This is a genomic window from Pseudomonas sp. 2822-15, assembly GCF_002742515.1.
GTDB lineage: Bacteria > Pseudomonadota > Gammaproteobacteria > Pseudomonadales > Pseudomonadaceae > Aquipseudomonas > Aquipseudomonas salomonii.
This window is the reverse complement of the sequence record NZ_LJRY01000203.1, coordinates 23,806-40,025: the sequence shown is the minus strand read 5'-3', so window position 1 is coordinate 40,025 and position 16,220 is coordinate 23,806. Positions and strand designations below refer to the sequence as shown.

17 protein-coding genes are annotated in these 16,220 nt (G+C 61.3%); 2 read left to right on the top strand and 15 right to left on the bottom strand.

Annotated features, from left to right (window positions below; translation table 11 throughout):
* Positions 1–73: 73 nt before the first annotated feature.
* Positions 74–2,188, bottom strand: a complete 2,115-nt coding sequence (locus AOA59_RS20510) for a carboxy terminal-processing peptidase (RefSeq protein WP_099488891.1) — start codon at positions 2,186–2,188, stop codon at positions 74–76.
* Positions 2,189–2,293: 105 nt separating this feature from the next.
* Here AOA59_RS20510 and AOA59_RS20505 point away from each other — a divergent pair, with 105 nt between their 5' ends.
* Positions 2,294–3,256 carry a zinc-binding dehydrogenase gene (locus tag AOA59_RS20505; RefSeq protein ID WP_099488890.1) on the top strand — a complete coding sequence of 321 codons (963 nt, stop codon included), beginning with the start codon at positions 2,294–2,296 and terminating at the stop codon, positions 3,254–3,256.
* Positions 3,257–3,393: 137 nt separating this feature from the next.
* On the opposite strand, the gene AOA59_RS20500 is transcribed toward AOA59_RS20505, so the two are convergent.
* From AOA59_RS20500 to AOA59_RS20475, 6 genes are all read right to left on the bottom strand, one after another.
* The gene (locus AOA59_RS20500; protein ID WP_099488889.1) at positions 3,394–4,047 is read right to left on the bottom strand and encodes an HAD family phosphatase; all 654 of its coding nucleotides are present in this window, start codon (positions 4,045–4,047) and stop codon (positions 3,394–3,396) included.
* A gap of 30 nt (positions 4,048–4,077) precedes the next feature.
* Entirely contained in the window at positions 4,078–5,067 is a 990-nt protein-coding gene (locus AOA59_RS20495) for an ABC transporter ATP-binding protein (RefSeq protein WP_099488888.1), read from the bottom strand.
* On the bottom strand, positions 5,064–5,864 hold the full coding sequence (locus AOA59_RS20490) for an ABC transporter permease (RefSeq protein WP_056859665.1): 801 nt from the start codon (positions 5,862–5,864) through the stop codon (positions 5,064–5,066). Before AOA59_RS20490 ends, AOA59_RS20495 begins: the two co-directional genes overlap by 4 nt.
* On the bottom strand, positions 5,851–6,714 hold the full coding sequence (locus AOA59_RS20485; RefSeq protein WP_218177958.1) for an ABC transporter permease subunit: 864 nt from the start codon (positions 6,712–6,714) through the stop codon (positions 5,851–5,853). Before AOA59_RS20485 ends, AOA59_RS20490 begins: the two co-directional genes overlap by 14 nt.
* On the bottom strand, positions 6,693–7,499 hold the full coding sequence (locus AOA59_RS20480) for an alkaline phosphatase family protein (RefSeq protein WP_099488887.1): 807 nt from the start codon (positions 7,497–7,499) through the stop codon (positions 6,693–6,695). The genes AOA59_RS20485 and AOA59_RS20480 overlap by 22 nt, the downstream gene beginning before the upstream one ends.
* Positions 7,500–7,716: 217 nt before the next feature.
* Complete coding sequence (locus AOA59_RS20475) at positions 7,717–8,784, bottom strand: ABC transporter substrate-binding protein (protein ID WP_056859668.1); 1,068 nt, start codon at positions 8,782–8,784, stop codon at positions 7,717–7,719.
* Between the two features lie 351 nt (positions 8,785–9,135).
* On the opposite strand from AOA59_RS20475, the gene AOA59_RS20470 reads away from it, so the two are divergent.
* Entirely contained in the window at positions 9,136–9,849 is a 714-nt protein-coding gene (locus AOA59_RS20470; RefSeq protein ID WP_065931730.1) for a UTRA domain-containing protein, read from the top strand.
* A 64-nt stretch (positions 9,850–9,913) separates the two neighbouring features.
* On the opposite strand, the gene AOA59_RS20465 is transcribed toward AOA59_RS20470, so the two are convergent.
* From AOA59_RS20465 to AOA59_RS20430, 8 genes are read right to left on the bottom strand one after another with little or no spacing between them, the layout of a single operon-like run.
* Positions 9,914–10,828, bottom strand: coding sequence for a metal ABC transporter solute-binding protein, Zn/Mn family (locus tag AOA59_RS20465; protein ID WP_065931731.1), 915 nt, complete (start codon positions 10,826–10,828; stop codon positions 9,914–9,916).
* Positions 10,828–11,727: a metal ABC transporter permease gene (locus AOA59_RS20460; RefSeq protein ID WP_056859671.1), complete on the bottom strand. Its 900-nt coding sequence runs from the start codon at positions 11,725–11,727 to the stop codon at positions 10,828–10,830. The genes AOA59_RS20465 and AOA59_RS20460 overlap by 1 nt, the downstream gene beginning before the upstream one ends.
* On the bottom strand, positions 11,727–12,470 hold the full coding sequence (locus tag AOA59_RS20455; protein ID WP_065931732.1) for a metal ABC transporter ATP-binding protein: 744 nt from the start codon (positions 12,468–12,470) through the stop codon (positions 11,727–11,729). Before AOA59_RS20455 ends, AOA59_RS20460 begins: the two co-directional genes overlap by 1 nt.
* On the bottom strand, positions 12,467–13,387 hold the full coding sequence (locus AOA59_RS20450) for a metal ABC transporter substrate-binding protein (protein ID WP_069786315.1): 921 nt from the start codon (positions 13,385–13,387) through the stop codon (positions 12,467–12,469). The genes AOA59_RS20455 and AOA59_RS20450 overlap by 4 nt, the downstream gene beginning before the upstream one ends.
* 19 nt (positions 13,388–13,406) lie before the next feature.
* A complete protein-coding gene (locus tag AOA59_RS20445; protein ID WP_099488886.1) occupies positions 13,407–13,967 on the bottom strand; it encodes a DUF6162 family protein in 561 nt (186 codons plus the stop codon).
* Positions 13,964–14,287 (bottom strand): hypothetical protein, encoded by a 324-nt coding sequence (locus tag AOA59_RS20440; protein ID WP_099488885.1) that lies wholly within the window; start codon positions 14,285–14,287, stop codon positions 13,964–13,966. The genes AOA59_RS20445 and AOA59_RS20440 overlap by 4 nt, the downstream gene beginning before the upstream one ends.
* On the bottom strand, positions 14,284–14,823 hold the full coding sequence (locus tag AOA59_RS20435) for a thiamine pyrophosphate-binding protein (RefSeq protein WP_099488884.1): 540 nt from the start codon (positions 14,821–14,823) through the stop codon (positions 14,284–14,286). The genes AOA59_RS20440 and AOA59_RS20435 overlap by 4 nt, the downstream gene beginning before the upstream one ends.
* Positions 14,823–16,022 carry a PepSY domain-containing protein gene (locus tag AOA59_RS20430; protein ID WP_069786312.1) on the bottom strand — a complete coding sequence of 400 codons (1,200 nt, stop codon included), beginning with the start codon at positions 16,020–16,022 and terminating at the stop codon, positions 14,823–14,825. Before AOA59_RS20430 ends, AOA59_RS20435 begins: the two co-directional genes overlap by 1 nt.
* Positions 16,023–16,220 lie beyond the last annotated feature (198 nt).

Below are 16,220 nucleotides of genomic sequence, written 5' to 3'. Positions count from 1 at the left end.
CCCCTTTATTTCACGACAGAATGATGTCTATATGATGACACTCTGGGGAGCGTTCACATTAAATCGCCATCATTTACTGCTTGGCCACTTGTTTGCTGATTTTCAGGTAGTCCAGCAGCACCCTGCCAGTCTCGGACAGGTAGGCGTCGTCTTCCGGCTTGGTTTTTTCCGGCTCGGCCGGCAGCGCATCTTCATCTTCTTTCTTCAGCTCTTTGAGCGGGTCTTCGCCTTTGGCCTTGCGGCGGGCGTTTTCCAGCACGAGCTGCTGATTTTCGATGCTGGTGTGCTGCGCACGGCGATCGACTTCGTTGAGGCTGACGGTTTTTTCTTCCATCAGCTTCTTGGCCAGGGCCAGCTTGTCGCGGATAAACACAAACTCGGCATCCTTGGCGGAGCGGGTCTCGTGGTCAGCCTTCAACTGCGTCAGGTACGGCTTGAACGGGTCCGAAGCCGGCTTGATCGCAGGGCGGATGGTGTCCCACTGCATTGCCTCAGGCAGCGCGCTTTCGCCGATTTCCTTGGTGTCGATGATCGACGGGAAATCCACATCCGGCAATACGCCCTGGTGCTGGGTGCTCTGCCCGGAAACCCGGTAAAACTTGGCAATGGTCAGCTTCAGTTCGCCATGGTTGAGCGGCTGAATGGTCTGCACGGTGCCTTTACCGAAGGTCTGGCCGCCGACGATCAACGCGCGGTGGTAGTCCTGCATGGCACCGGCGAAAATCTCCGAAGCCGAAGCCGAGAGGCGGTTGACCAGCAACGCCATCGGGCCTTTGTAGAACGCGCCCGGGTTCTCGTCTTCCAGCACGTCGACACGGCCGTCCGCGTTGCGAACCAGCACGGTCGGGCCTTTGTCGATAAACAGGCTGGTCAGCTCGGTGGCTTCCTGCAGGGAACCGCCGCCGTTGTTGCGCAGGTCGATGACCACGCCGTCGACTTTCTCTTTCTGCAGCTCAGTCAGGATTTTCTTCACGTCACGGGTGGTGGACTTGTAGTCCGGGTCACCGGCGCGGAACGCTTTGAAGTCCAGGTAGAACGCAGGAATCACCACGATGCCCAGTTTGTAGTCCTTGCCATCCTGCTTGAGGTTGAGGACTTGCTTCTGCACGGCCTGGTCTTCGAGCTTCACCGCTTCACGGGTGATGGACACGATCTTGCTGGTCTGGTCGTTCGGCGCATTGGTGTGCGGAATCACTTCCAGGCGCACCACGCTGCCTTTCGGCCCGCGGATCAGCTTGACCACTTCGTCCAGGCGCCAGCCGACCACGTCGACCATCTCTTTGTCGCCCTGGGCGACGCCGATGATCTTGTCGGCCGGAGCAACCTGCTTGGTCTTGTCGGCCGGACCTGCCGGCACCAGACGCACGATCTTGACCTGGTCATTGTCGCTTTGCAGGACGGCACCGATGCCTTCCAGCGACAGACTCATGTTGATATCAAAATTTTCGGCGTTATCTGGCGACAGATAATTGGTGTGCGGGTCGTAGGACATCGCGAAGGTGTTGATGTAGGCCTGGAAGATATCTTCGGCGCGGGTCTGATCCAGACGTGCCAGCTGATTCTTGTAGCGTTTGGTCAACAGCTCTTGAATGGCCTTGGGCTCTTTGCCGGCGATCTTCAGGCGCAGCACTTCGTCCTTGACGCGTTTGCGCCACAGGTCGTCGAGGGCGGCGGTGCTGGTCAGCCAGGGCGCGTCCTTGCGATCCACCAGAAGCGTTTCCTTCTGGGTGAAGTCGAGCTTGTCGACGCCTTTGTTCAGCTCACCCAAGGCGAAGTCCAGACGCGCTTTGACGCGATCCAGGTAGCGCTTGTAGAGGGTGAACGCAGGCTGCAGGTCGCCGCTCTTGAGGAAGTCGTCGAACTGGGTCTTCCACTTGTCGAACTCAGCGATATCGCTGGCCAGGAAGTAGCTGCGCGACGGGTCCAGCAGCTTGAGGTAGCTGTCGTAGATGATCACCGAGCGCGCGTCGTCCAGCGGCGGCTTGCTGTAGTGATGGCGCTTGAGCAACTCGACGACGTTAAGGCTGGCAATCACCTCATCGCGATCAGGCTGAAGTTTGTCCCAGCTGTTGGCTGCGAACGTATTGGTCGACATCGACGCAAAGCCGAGACCAATGAAAAAAGCGAGGGCGGTACTGGGGAACAAATGCTTCATGCTGATTCGACGCGGGGGCAATTGATAACGCATATTAGGCCGTCTTTGAGGGAGCCGGTTCCATATGATCCGGTCGCATAATGCAAAAAGCCCGGCGCTACAGCTACGGGCTCAGTCCAGACTCACTATGGAGGCACTGTGAAAGCATTGCAAGGCGTTGAAGGTCATGTGGAGTGGATGGAAGAACCCAGTCCTACCTGCGATGTAGGCCAAGTCCGCATTCGTGTGGCGGCTGCGGGCCTTAATCGCGCCGATTTATTACAACGTGCGGGGCTCTATCCGCCACCTCCTGGCGCCAGCCAAGTGTTGGGCCTGGAGTGTTCCGGGGTCATCAGCGAAGTGGGCGCGGGTTCTTCCTGGCACGTCGGCGACCGCGTTTGCGCGCTGCTGGCCGGGGGCGGCATGGCCGAAGAAGTGGTGGTGGATGCCCGTCATGTGCTGCCGGTGCCGGAAGGTTTGTCGTTGACCGAAGCGGCGGCGTTGCCCGAGGTGTACAGCACTGCGTGGCTGAATCTGTTCCAGTTGGCGGGCCTCAAGCCCGGTGAAAAAGTCTTGCTGCATGCCGGCGCCAGCGGCGTGGGCTCGGCGGCGATCCAGTTGTGCAAGGCGTTTGGCAGCCCGTGCTGGGTCAGCGTCGGCTCGGCAGAGCGCCTGGCTTACTGCGAAGCACTCGGTGCCCAGGGCGGCGTGGTGCGTACCGACGGCATTGAAGGGCTGCGCGATTTCGGACCGTTCGACGTGATCCTCGACCCGGTCGGCGGCAATTATGCGGCGATGGATCTGAAGCTGTTGGCCCTCGATGGGCGCTGGGTATTGATCGGCTTGATGGGCGGCCGTGATGCGCAACTGGACCTGGCACAGGTGCTGGGCAAGCGCATCCAGCTGCTGGGTTCGACCCTGCGCAGCCGCAGCGATCAGTTCAAGGCAGACCTGTTCAGCGACTTGAGCCAGCATGTGTGGCCGCTGTTTGTTGAGGGGCGCTTGAGCCCGCAACTGGCCAAAACCTTCCCGATCAAGGATGCCGAGGCGGCGTTTGCCGAGCTTGCGACCAACCGGATTTCCGGCAAGTTGGTGTTGGTGATAGACGAGACCCTGGCCTGATCTCAAGTAGAAATACAACCACTGTGGGAGCTGGCTTGCCTGCGATAGCGGTGTATCAATGAAGAATGTTTCATCTGATGCACCGCTATCGCAGGCAAGCCAGCTCCCACAGTGGATTGGGTTTTCAATTCAAACGGTCAAACCCAATGGTGAATCGGCCAGCCAGCCTTTTCAGCATGCTCGCGCAACACCGGATCCGGGTTCACCACCTGCGGATGATCGACCTTCAGCAACAACGGCAAGTCATTGCGCGAATCCGAGTAAAAATACGCGCCTTCAAGGCTTTCACCTTCCTGCTCGAGCCATGCCAGCAACCGTGTGATCTTGCCTTCACGGTAAGTCAGCACGCCCACGGTCTTGCCGCTGTAGACGCCATGGCTGACGTTCAGGTCAATGCCCAGCACTTCATCAATCCCGATACGTGCCGCAATCGGCGTGACCAGGTGCGTGCCCGAGGCCGAGATCACCAGGATCCGGTCACCCTTCGCGCGGTGGCGGGCGATGGTCTTGGTGGCGTCGCTGTAGATCAGCGGCTCGATAATGTCTTCCACCCACGGTTCGACCAGATGCTCGATCTCTTCCGGCGTGCGCCCGATCATGGGCTCCAGGCTGAAGTCCATGAAGTCTTCCATGGCCAGCTCGCCGCGGCTGTAGGCGGCCATCAGTTCGTCGTTGCGGCGCATGAACGACGGGGGGTCGACCCAGCCCAGGCGGCCCATCTGTTCGCTCCACAAGGTGGCGCAGTCGCCGTGGATCAAGGTGTCGTCCAGATCAAAAATTACCAATGCCATCGGTCACGCTCTCTCAAATCAATCGTTGCGTCAGGCTACTTCACACAAGGCACTGGGGTCGATGGAAAGTGCCAGGCGCTGGCCATCCGGGTGCAGGTCGTCGGCCGAGCGGTTGAGCACGTCCACCACCAATTCCACGCCACGCGCTTCGATGCGATAGCGGATCACGTTGCCCAACAAACTGTGGCTGCGTACCAGCGCGTCGAGCTCACCGCTGCGGCTCAGCTCGATGGCTTCCGGGCGAATCGCGATGCGCCCGCTGATAGGCCGTTGCAACAACTGGCTGGCCTTGTCGGCGTCGAGCAGGTTGTAGTTGCCGATAAAACCGGCGGCAAATACATCCACGGGCGCAGTGTAAAGGGTCTCGGCATCACCGCTTTGTACGATCTTGCCCTGGTTCATAAGGAAAATGCGGTCTGACATGGTCAGCGCTTCTTCCTGGTCATGGGTCACGAAAATCGTGGTCAGGCCCAGCTCACGCTGGATCTGGCGGATCTGCTCGCGCAGGTGCTTGCGAATCCGTGCATCCAGCGCCGACAGCGGTTCATCCAGCAGCAACAGGCGTGGGCGCGTCACCAACGAGCGGGCGAGTGCCACACGCTGGCACTGGCCGCCGGACATCTGGTGCGGGTAGCGGCCGGCGAGGTCTTTGAGTTCCACCAGTTGCAGCACTTCCTGCACGCGCTTGTGGCTGTCGTCGGCGTTGACCTTCTGCATGCGCAGGCCGAAGGCGACGTTCTGTTCCACGGTCATGTTGGGGAACAGCGCATAGCTCTGGAACACCATGCCGATGTGCCGTTTCTGCGGGCTGAAGGGCACGATGTCCTGGCCATCCAGCAGGATCTTGCCGCTGTCCACCGAGGTCAGCCCGGCGATGCAACGCAGCAGGGTCGACTTGCCGCAACCGGACGGGCCGAGCAGGGTGACGAATTCACCCTTGGCGATTTCGCAGTTGATATCACTGAATACCGGCGTGCCGGTGTAGGCTTTTTGCAGGTGTTGGACGCTGACGAAGCTCATTGGCTTTTGTCCTTGTTCAAGATATTGGCGGCCCAGGTCAGCACCAGCACAAAGAAGAAATAGGAGATGACGATGGCACTGGTGAAGTGGCCGCTCGTGTTGCGCATGTTGTTCAGGTACACCTGCAGGGTTTCGTAGCGGGTGCCCACCAGGATGTTGGCGAACACGAACTCACCGAACAGGAACGAGAACGACAGCAGCAGCGCCACCATCAGGCCTTTGCGCAGGTTTGGCAGCACGACAAAAATCGCCGCCTGCCAGGTGCTGGCACCCAGCAACTGCGAGGCGTCCATCAGGTCGCGCAGGTTGATCGCTTGCAGGTTGTTGGTGATCGCGCGGTACATGAACGGCAAGGCCACGGTGAAGTAGCAGCCGATCAGGATCCACGGCGTGCCCACCATCGCAAATGGCCCGGAGCCGTAGAGTTGCAACAAGCCCACCGATGACACCACCGGCGGCACCGCGAAGGGCAGCAGGATCAAGATGTTCATCAGCGCGTCGAGCTTGGGAAAGTGGTAATGCACCACGAACAGCAGCGGCAGAATCAGCACCACCGACAACACCAGCGCACCCACGCACACCAACAGCGACTGACCGAAGGCGGCCAGAAAGCGCGGGTCACTCCACAACTGCACGTACCACTTCAGGGTAAACCCGGCGGGCAGGATGGTGGCCGACCAACTGCTGGCAATGGAGTAGACAAAGGTGCCCACCAGCGGCAACACCAGGATCGCAAATAACAGGTACACCACTACCCGATGGTAGACGGAGGCCGAGCCGGCTTCAGCGCGAGACATGGTAGCTCCTCTTGAGCAGCAGTTGATGGACGACGGTGACCACCGTCATCAGTGCCACCAGCACCACGGCCAGGGCGCTGGCCATGTTCGGGTCCAGGGAGATGTCGCCGGAAACCATTGCCGCGATACGAATGGGCAGCACGTTGAAATTGCCGGTGGTCAATGCATACACCGTGGCATAGGCGCCGAGGGCGTTGGCCAGCAGGATTACGAACGTGCCCAGCAGGGCCGGAGTGAGCACCGGCAGGCCGATGTGCCGCCAGAACTGCCAACTGCTGGCACCGAGCAACGAGGCCGATTCGCGCCAGTCTTCGCGCAAGGCATCGAAGGCCGGGTAGAGCAGCAGCACGCCCAGTGGAATCTGGAAGTAGGTGTACAGAATGATCAGGCCTGTCTTGGAGTACAGGTTGAAGTCCTGAATGATCCCCGCCTGCTTGAGCATGATCGTAATGCTGCCGTTAAAGCCCAGCAAAATGATGAAGGCGAAGGCCAGGGGCACGCCGGCAAAGTTGCTGGTCATGTTGGCGAAGGCCGTCACGAAGTTACGCAGTGGGCCATCCACTCGGCGCAACGAGTAGCTGCCGAGCACCGAGATGATGATCCCGAACACGCTGGAGTAGAAACTGATCTCCAGGCTGTACTGGATGGCTTGCAGGTAGAACTTCGAACTGAAGATTTTGGTGAAGTTGGCCAGGCCCCAGCCGAACTCCTCCGACTGCAGGCTGTTGATCATCACCCACACCAGCGGGGCGATTTCAAACACGATAAAGAACAGCGCAAACGGCACCAGGCACAGGATCGCCAGCCATTTGCCACGGGTGATGGCGTTCACTTCAGCAGCTCCCGGCATACAGGTTTGTCGTGGGGCACGCCGAGCAGTTCGCAGACGGTGCCGCACAGGTCGGTTTGCTTCGGGATGGCGCCTGGGTCAAAGGTGAAGGCCGAGCCCAGTACGAACAACGGCACTTCGCGTTCTTCCGGCAGCACACCGTTATGGGAACGGTCGTTGTTCATGCCGTGGTCGGCGGTCACCAGCACCTGGTAGCCGGCGTTGAGCCAGCCTTGCAGGTAGTCGGCGAGGATGATGTCGGCCGAGCGCGCGCTGTTGCGGTATTGCGCGGTGTCCAGACCGTGCTTGTGGCCGGCGTCGTCGATGTTCATCGGGTGCACCACCAGCAAGTTCGGCGCGTGCTTGAGCCGCAGGCTTTCGGCGTCGGCGAACAGGTGGGAATCGGGGTAGTGGTCATTCCAGTAGAAATGCCCGTGCTGAATCGCCAGCGCTTTGTCGTCGGTGTGACGATCACGGGCGGCTTCAAAAGGCGTGCGGTTATACAACTCGCTGACCCAGTGGTAAGCCGCCGCCGCGGTGGTGAGACCCGCATCGGTGGCGTAATGGAAAACGCTGCGCTGGTTGGACAAGCGTGAGACTTGGTTGTGGACAATGCCGCTGTCGATCGGCGGCACGCCGGTGAGGATGCATTCATACAACGGCCGGGACAGGGCCGGCAGTTCACATTCCAGTTTGTAAAGCGCTGCGCGTCCTGCGCCGATATAGGCCTGGAGATGCCCCATGGCATGTCGGGCAACCTCGTAGTTCAGGCCGTCGAGCACCACAAGGATGACGTTGTGCTTCATAGGGGCTGGGGCTCCGCGACGAATTAGACTTGACTCGATTTTTCGGTTGGAAATGGATCAACTGTGGGAGCTGGCTTGTGTGGGAGCTGGCTTGCCTGCGATAGCATCACCTCGGTTCACAAGACAAACCGAGTCGTCTGCATCGCAGGCAAGCCAGCTCCCACACAAGCCCGCTCCCACATTGGATCTCCAGTGGACATCCAATGTGTCTAAAGCGTTACTGCATATTGATGATGACTTCTTCCTGCCACTTCTGCGGCAGTGCCTTGGAGGTTTTCTCCCACGCGTCGGCATCTTTGATCGGCGTGACTTTCTTGTACTGCTCGTTCGGCAGCAGCTTGGCCTGTACATCAGCCGGCAAGGTCAGGTGCTCGGCACGGATCGGACGTGCGTTGCCGCGTGCCAGGTTGGTCTGGCCGGCGTCACTGAAGATGTATTCGCGGGTCAGCTTGGCGGCGTTCGGGTGCTTGGCGTACTTGTTGATGATGGTGGTGTAGCCGGAAATCACCGAGCCGTCCGACGGGATCAGCACCACGTAGTCATCCGGGTTAGCCATCTTGGCTTTGTAGCTCAGGCCGTTGAAGTCCCAGACCACGCCCACTTCGACTTCGCCCTTTTCCATGGTGGCGATGGTCGGATTCGCCAGCGACAGGCGACCTTGCTTGGCGATCTCGGCAAACATCAGCAGCGCAGGCTGGATGTTTTTTTCGTCGCCACCGTTGGCCAGGGCGGCAGCCAGCACGCCATTGGCGGCTTGGGCGGCGGTGCTCACATCACCAATAGAGACTTTGTATTTACCGGTTTTCAGGTCAGCCCAGCTTTTTGGGGCTTCAGAGCCGTGCAGCAGTTTTTTGTTGACGATAAAGGCGATGGTGCCGGTGTAGGCCAGGGCCCAGTTGCCGTCTTTATCTTTGGCCCAATCCGGCACTTGTGCCCAAGTGGTGGGTTTGTACGGCTGTGCCACGCCCTGTTTCACCGCAATCGGGCCGAAGGCGGCGCCGACGTCACCGATATCGGCGCTGGCGTTGTCTTTTTCGGCGGCGAACTTGGCGATTTCCTGGGCCGAGCTCATGTCGGTGTCGATGTGCTTGAGGCCATAGGTCTTGGCCAGGTCGTCCCAGGTGCCTTTCCAGTTGGCCCAGTCATCGGGCATGCCGACGCTGTTGACGGCGCCTTCCGATTTCGCGGCGGCTTCGAGCGTTTTTAGATCGGTATCAGCAGCCATGGCGGCGGTGCACATGGCAATGGTCGAGCCTAACAGTGATGCCAGGAAAAGCTGTTTCATCCGAAGCTCCTTTGGGCGTTTTCAACGCTGCGTTTTTACGAACGATTGCGATGGTGTTGGTCTAGGTCAGCAATACCTGAGCCAATTTAGGCTCGGTGGATGACAGTTTCATGTCGATGTCGTTTTTAAAGCGTTTATGTCGCTGACTTCAGACTCAGCGTAGACCATGCCCAAGTGCCCGCAGCCCCTGGACTTGGCCGATGTATTGCAGGGTGTGGAGTAAAGCGGCAGCACGGACTGTCATCTGTCGGTCATCTGTAATGCCTAGGCTGGCGGGTAACGGCAGACGCCCGAATACAGCACGGTTTATGCACCTGAACGGTGCTGGTCTAGTCCAGATAGGTAACGTTGATGCGTGATGAGGCAATCAAGGCGGTGACATCCATCGGCCTGGCACTGCAAGAGCAGATCGTCCACGGGCTGTTGCCGCCTGCGAGTAAATTGCCTGCCGAGCGCAAACTCAGCGAGTTGTTTGGTACCACCCGCATTACGGTGCGGGAAGCCTTGTTACAACTCGAGGCCCAGGGCCAGATCTATCGCGAGGAGCGACGTGGCTGGTTCGTCTCGCCGCCGCGCCTGGCTTATAACCTGATGCAGCGCAGCCACTTTCACGCGATGGTCACTGAACAAGGGCGCGTAGCGTCGACCGAAGTGATTTCGGCGCGGCTGCAACCGGCGTCGGCGGCGGTATGTGCGTGGTTGCAGTTGCCGGCGTTGTCGAGCGTGATCCAGATATGCCGGGGCCGGCGGATCGATGGGCGCTTGGTGCTGTATGTGGAGCATTACCTGAACCCGCAGTATTTCCCGGGCATTCTGGCGTGCGACCTGAACCAGTCGATGACCGAGTTGTATGCCCGCAAGTACGACCTGCATTACGGCCGCGTGCGTTTCGAGATTGTGCCGACTTCACTGCCGGTGGAGGCCGCCGCCGCATTGCGTGTGTCGGTGGGCAGCCCCGGCTTGCGGATTGCCCGGGTCAACTATGACCAGCATGAGCGCCTGATCGACTGCGACCTGGAGTTCTGGCGTCATGATGCGATTCATGTGGGTGTGGATGTGGTTTGAGCGGCCGACATTCAACGGATGTACCACGAGCTAAATGAGGGAGCAGGCAAGCCAGCTCCCACACTTACGGCACCAGCGCCTTGATCACCTGATCCACATTGCCTTCCAGCTCCGCCACCGGGTCCGGCCCGTCGACATTCAACACCAACAGTTGCGCACCGCCTGCCGTCACCGCCGCTTTAACGGCCTCACTCGGTTGGCGGTGATGCAGCACCACGGCCACGTCGTTGCTCTTCAAGTCGGCAGTGAGTGTGTGCAAGGCCTCAGGCGTCCACTGCGCATCCGGCCGGGCATCGGTGCTGAGCACTTCCAGGTTCAGGCTGCTGACCAGATACGCAAAGTGATCACTCAAGCTGAGCACACTCAGGTTGTCCGCCTTGGCCAGTCTTGCTTCGCTGTCGGCGCTGAGTTTGAGCAGGCGTTGTTTGAGCGCCGCGAGGTTGGCGTCGATTTTGGGTTTGGCCGTGGGCGCCAGGCGGCTCAGGTCGGCCGCCATCACATCGGCCATGCGCCCCATGTTGTTGCTCGACTGCCATGGCTGGCTGTTCAGGCCGTCGGCGCTGCCCGGTTGCACGGCGATACCCGGCAAGCCGCCGTCCACCGGGCGCGCGGCGTCCACTTCGACGATTCGGATATTGCTGCGCCGCGCCACCGGGTAGAGCGGGTCATCCGCCCACAGCGAGCGCAGGCCGATAGCCGCGTCGGCGTCCTGGGCCAAACTGCCCAAGGCCGGCGCACCCCGGCCGGTGAAGTAGGACACCTGCCGCGAACCGGGCAGGTTGGCCGGTGCTGCGCGCTCAAGCTGTACATCGGTGCCTTTGAGCAGCACCTCGGCCAGGCCGTAGGTGATGGGCAGCGAGGCCAGCACTTTCACCGGTTTGGCGGCGTGCACCGGCGGTTTTGCAGCTTGAGCGGCCATCAACGGCGCAGTGAATAAACAGGCAATGGCCAAAGCCAGCGGATGAAAAACAGGGCGCATTATCCAAGATTCCCTTTGAGGCTGGGCACGGTGCCGCGCGCGATGGCGGCAAAGGCGAAGGCGATACCGGCCACCAGAATGATCGCGGCACCGGACGGGATGGGCAGGTCGAAGATGATCGGCAGCAGAATGCCGCACAGCGTGCTGAGCGTGGCGATCACCACCGAGACCCAGAAAAACCCCTTGAGCGACTGGCTCAACAGGCGCGCTGCCGCCGCCGGAATCACCAGCAGGGCGCCGACCAAAATAGCCCCGATCACCTTGACCGCCGCCACGGTGATCAAGGTCACCAGGATCACGAACAGGTAGTCCAGGGTTTTGACGGCCACGCCACGCACAGCGGCCAATTGCGGGTTGAAGCTGGCCAGCATGATGCGGTTGTACAGCGGCAGCGCCAGGGCCATCACCAGTGAGCCGACGACCGCCAACACCAGCAGGTCATTGCCGTTCACCGTCAGCACCGAGCCGAACAACACGTTTTCCAGAATGTGCACGTTGATCTTGCCCGCCAGAATCAACAGCAGGCTCGCGCCCAACGCCAGCGACACCGAGAGGAACACGCCGATCAGGGTGTCCGGCGCCAAACCGGTGCGGTTGCGCAGGTAATTGAGCAGGATGCCGAACAACAGGCAGTAGCCGAAGAGGCTGCCGTAAGGCCCGGTATAGGGTTCGCCGAGCAGGATGCCCACGGCCACGCCGGTCAACGCGGCATGCCCGACGGCTTCAGAGAAGAACGCAAAGCGCTTGACCACTACCAGCGTGCCCAGGCCGCCCAGCACCGGGCCGATCAGCAAGCCGGCGAGCAAGGCGTTGACCACAAACCCATAGGCCAGCGCTTCCGGCAGGTAGCCGGATGAAGCCCAGCCCTGGACCATCAAACGAAAGGCTTCATAACTCATCACGCCGGGCTCCGAGGGTGGGTGGAAAACAGGCTCAGCAGGCGGTCCGGGGTCAGCGCTTCTTTCGGCGTGGCGTCGAACAGCACGCGGCGGTTCAGGCCGGTAACGCGATCGGCCAGACGGCCCACGGCTTCCAGGTCATGCTCGATCCACAGCACGGTGATCCCGGCCAGGCGCCAGTCATTAAGCAGCCGCTCGAACACCTGGATACCGGCTTCATCGAGTGCCGACATCGGCTCATCCAGCACCAGCAGCTGTGGCGCCGGGATCAGGCCTTGGGCCAACAGCACGCGCTGACGCTCACCGCCGGACAACGCGCCCATGCGGCGCTTGCGTTTGTCCTGCATACCGACCCGTTCCAGCGCTTCGCCAATCGCGGCGGCGTAATGCCGGGACAGGCCCAGAAATGCCGGGCGCCGCTGGCACATGGCGGCCATGAAATCGTCGACGGTCATCGGCAGGCCCCGATCGAATTCCAGCGCCTGGGGCACATAGCCGACCGTGCCTGGCGTAGTCGGCCAGTGCAGGCGCAATTGGCCCTGGTGCGGGGTCTGCCCCAGCAAGGTCTTGATCAGCGAGCTTTTGCCGCCGCCGTTCGGGCCGACCAAGGCGTGGATGCTGCCCGGTTCGACCTGGAAGCTCACTGCGTCGAGAATCACCGTGCGGCCCAGCGTCAGCGAGACCTTGTCGAACTCAAGGGTCGGGCCAATGCTGGCCACCTTCAATGGCTGCGCTGCCGTCATGCCCCCGACTCCTGAATCGCCCGTACCACGGTGTTGAGGTTGCCGGTCATTTCCACTTCGTATTTCTCGGGCGTGTATTCGCCGTAGGAAATATGCGACAGCGGGTACAGCTTGACCCCGGATTCACGCTGGATGGTCTCGACGTAGGTGGACGGGAAATCCATCTCCGAGAAGATCACCTTCACATCCAGTGCGCGCAGTTCGTCGATGGTCTTTTTCAACTGGCTGGGGCTGGGCTCAATGCCATGGGCGGGCTCGACCACGGCGGTGACTTCCAGGCCGAATTCGCGCAGCAGGTAGTCGTAGGCCGCGTGTACGGTAGCGACGCGCAGGTCCGGGTTCGGCGCGCTGGTCAGCTTGGCGAGGGCATCGGCGCGCATCTGGCGCAGGCGCTTGCCGTAGGCGCGGGCGTTTTGGGTGTAGGTCTTGGCATTGTCCGGGTCGAGCTTGCCCAGTTCGCGGGCAATGTTGTTGACCTGGGCAATCGACGCACTGATCGACAGGAAGGTGTGCGGGTTGACCACCTTGCCCGCACCGCGCGCGGCGTTACCGGTGGCGGCCAGCAGCGGCACGTTGGCGTTGGCTTCGATCACCGGGATGTCCGGGCGCTCGCTGGTGGCGATCATGCGGTCGGCAAAATCATCATGGCCGACGCCGTTGAGCACGATGACGTCCAGGGTGCCGATGCGCTTGATGTCTTCGGCGCGCGGTTCGTAGGCGTGGGGGTTGAAACCGGCCGGAATCAGCGGCACCACCTCGGCCTTGTCGCCGACGATATTGGCCACGTAGCTGTAATACGGGTGCAGGGTGATGCCGATGCGCAGGCGCTTGGCCGCCTCGGCATTTGCGAGTGGGGTGAGCATCAGGCTGAACAGGCCAACCAGCAACAGGCGTAACAGGGGCGATGAAATAGACATGGGCACTCGGTCTTCTGGTTCAGTGACGGTGCTGGCGGGTCACGCCGGCATCGAATTGCGTGACCACCTGGCGCCAGCCGGCGGCGATCAGCGCTGCGTCGGTGAGGTCGGCCGGGGCGGCGAGGTCGGCCTGGCGGTTGAGCCACACATCCGGCTCGGCGCCTTGCACGCGCATCAGCACCGAGCCGCTGGTGCTCGGCGCCTGGCTCAAACCCAGGTAGGCCGCAGGCTCCAGCAGCTGCCAGCGATGGTCGCCACGGCTCACCGAACTGGCGTCCTGGGCGAACGGCGCGAAGCCTTCTTCGGCCAGTTGCTCGGGTGTCGGCAGGGCGCTTTGCTCCTGCTGCAACAGCTGGATTTCATCCAGGGTTACGCGCAGGTCGGCGTAGATGCCTTGCTCGGCAGCGCTCAGGTCGCGGCGCGCATCCAACTGGTGGCTGGGCACGGCGGCGACCTCCTGGGTTTCACCGTGCAGCGCCACCACGGTGCCAGCCACCGCGAGGATAATCAGGCACAGCAGCAACACGTAGAGGGTTTCATGGCCGGCCCCGGCGGGCCGTACAACCTGTGTGGTGCTCATTGGCGCTGGATATCCGCTTGGTCGATTTCCACCACGTGGCCGGGGCCTGCATCAAACAGCACATAGAACTCGGCCGAGGGCTTTTTGAAGGTCAGGGTCGAGTCCTGGCCAAGCTTGCCCGGCAGCAGGATGGTTTCGTCATAGCCGATCACGTCCAGGGTCACGCCCGGCGCGCCGCTGCCGTCGGAAAAACCGCCGGTGCACTGGATCTGCTCGCCGGGGATTTCCTTGCATTCGCACATCGGGTTATGGGCCAGGGCGACGCTGCTGACGCCGGCGCAGAGCAGTAAAACGGCGCGAGTCAGGCGTATTAAAGTCATGGTTTAACTCCTTGCTTGTTCAGCCAGGCAATGGTGGCAGGCGAGGCCTGGCTCAGCGGGATGGAACCCTGGTGCATGGAGCCGTCCCAGCCTTCCATGGTCACCCACACTTCGGCATCGACGGGTGTGCGTTCCGGCACTGGCAGCACCGCACCCATGCGGTACGGCGTGCCGAAGAAAATCACCCCGGCCGCGCGCAGGCTGCGCGGTTTGCCGATACGCAGGTAAGTGGCCTTGACCTGCTCGGCGCAGGTGCCGCACAGGGCGGCGTTGAAAAATTTCATCGGGCCGGCCGGGTCCGGGCGCGGGCCTTCGTTGCGAAACTCTGCCAGGGTCAGGCTCCACGGCCCCACCTGCACTTCGCCGGCCACCCGCTCGCCAATGCCGCTGTCACCGCGAAACAGTGCGGCGTCGGCAAAGTACTTGGGCATGAACCCCAGGGGCACCAGCAACAGCAGGACATTGATGTGGAAGCGCCACTTGAGCCAAAAGGCCCGCAGCGGCGAAGGCGGTGTGGTGGTCGCACGTTTGCTCATCAGTTGGCCTCCGAGGTTTCAGCCTGCCTGGCCGTGGCGACGGCCGGTGCGCGTTGGGTCTTGGCCTCGCGCTTGAAGGCGTTGAGCGTGGCCAGCGCGGTGCGTTTGGTCCAGATCAGCAGACCGCTCAACACCATCATGCTCATGATCAGGCCGAAGAACGCCCAGATCAGCTTGACCCACAGGCCGCCAAAGTCGCCGGTGTGCAGCGGGCGCATGGATTCGGTGACGAACTCCAGTGTCGAGCGGTCGGACAGCAGGTGCGACACGGCAATTTCACCGTCGTACGGGTTGAGCTGCGCCGTCTGGAACATCAACGGGTACCAGCCGCGCCCGCCGATCTGCAGGTGGCTGTAGGCGTTGCTGGGCAGGAACACAAAACTGGCCTCCAGCCCTGGGATGCGCTGCGTGGCGATTTCGATGGCCCGATCGATCGGGATCATCGGTGCCGGTACGCCCGGTGCCGATACAGGCACTTTCTCCCGGGCAATCACCGGCACGATGGGCTCACTGGAGATGGAGATCTGGTTGTCGCCCAGAATGGCCCGGATCAGGAACCAGATGCCGGTGATGGAAATCACCGCGATAAACCAGATCGACCAGATACCGCTCAAACGGTGGAAGTCGCCCCAGAAGATCCGCGCGCCATGGCGGATGCGCAGGGTCGGGCGCAGAAACCCCTTCCAGAACCGCTTGTACACCACCAGCCCGGTCACCAGTGATGCCAGCAGCGGTATGCCAAGTGCCGACACCAGGTACCAGCCCCAGCTGTAGCCATTGGTGAACGGCACCAGCCACCAGCCGTGCAACGCACGGGTAAATTGCTGGAAGTTGAACGCCGGGCTGATGCCCTGGATCACACCGGTATACGGGTTGACGTAGACCTCCACCGAGCGCCCGTCGGGGTAACTGAGGTCGACACTCAGCGCGAAGTGCGACTCGTCCGGGCGGGTGATCGACTGCACGATCGCCTGGGGCTCGTTGCGCTTGATGGCGCCGATGACCTGGTCGTAACTCAGCCGTTCGGCATCGTCCGACGGCTTGCTGGCGCGGATGTCCGGGTTGGCCAGCCAGACGATTTCCTGGCTGACCACCGCCAGGGTGCCGGTGACGCAGACGATCAGTACGAAAAACCAGATGGGCAACGCCAGCCAGCTATGAACCAGAAACCAGAGTTTTGAGCGTGACTTCTTCGACATGTGGATGCGGGTCTTGATCGGAGGAGGGCGAAGGAGGCCCGGAAAAGGCCGGTCGTAGCTTTTGCTGACGCGACGGGCTGTATCTAAGTTAAGACGGATGAGAATGAGAAATCCCTAAGCGGGATATGAAAGAAAATGTTTCAGCGTTGCCGGATTGAACACGAAACATGTTCCAAGCCATCACCCAGGTGCCATTGA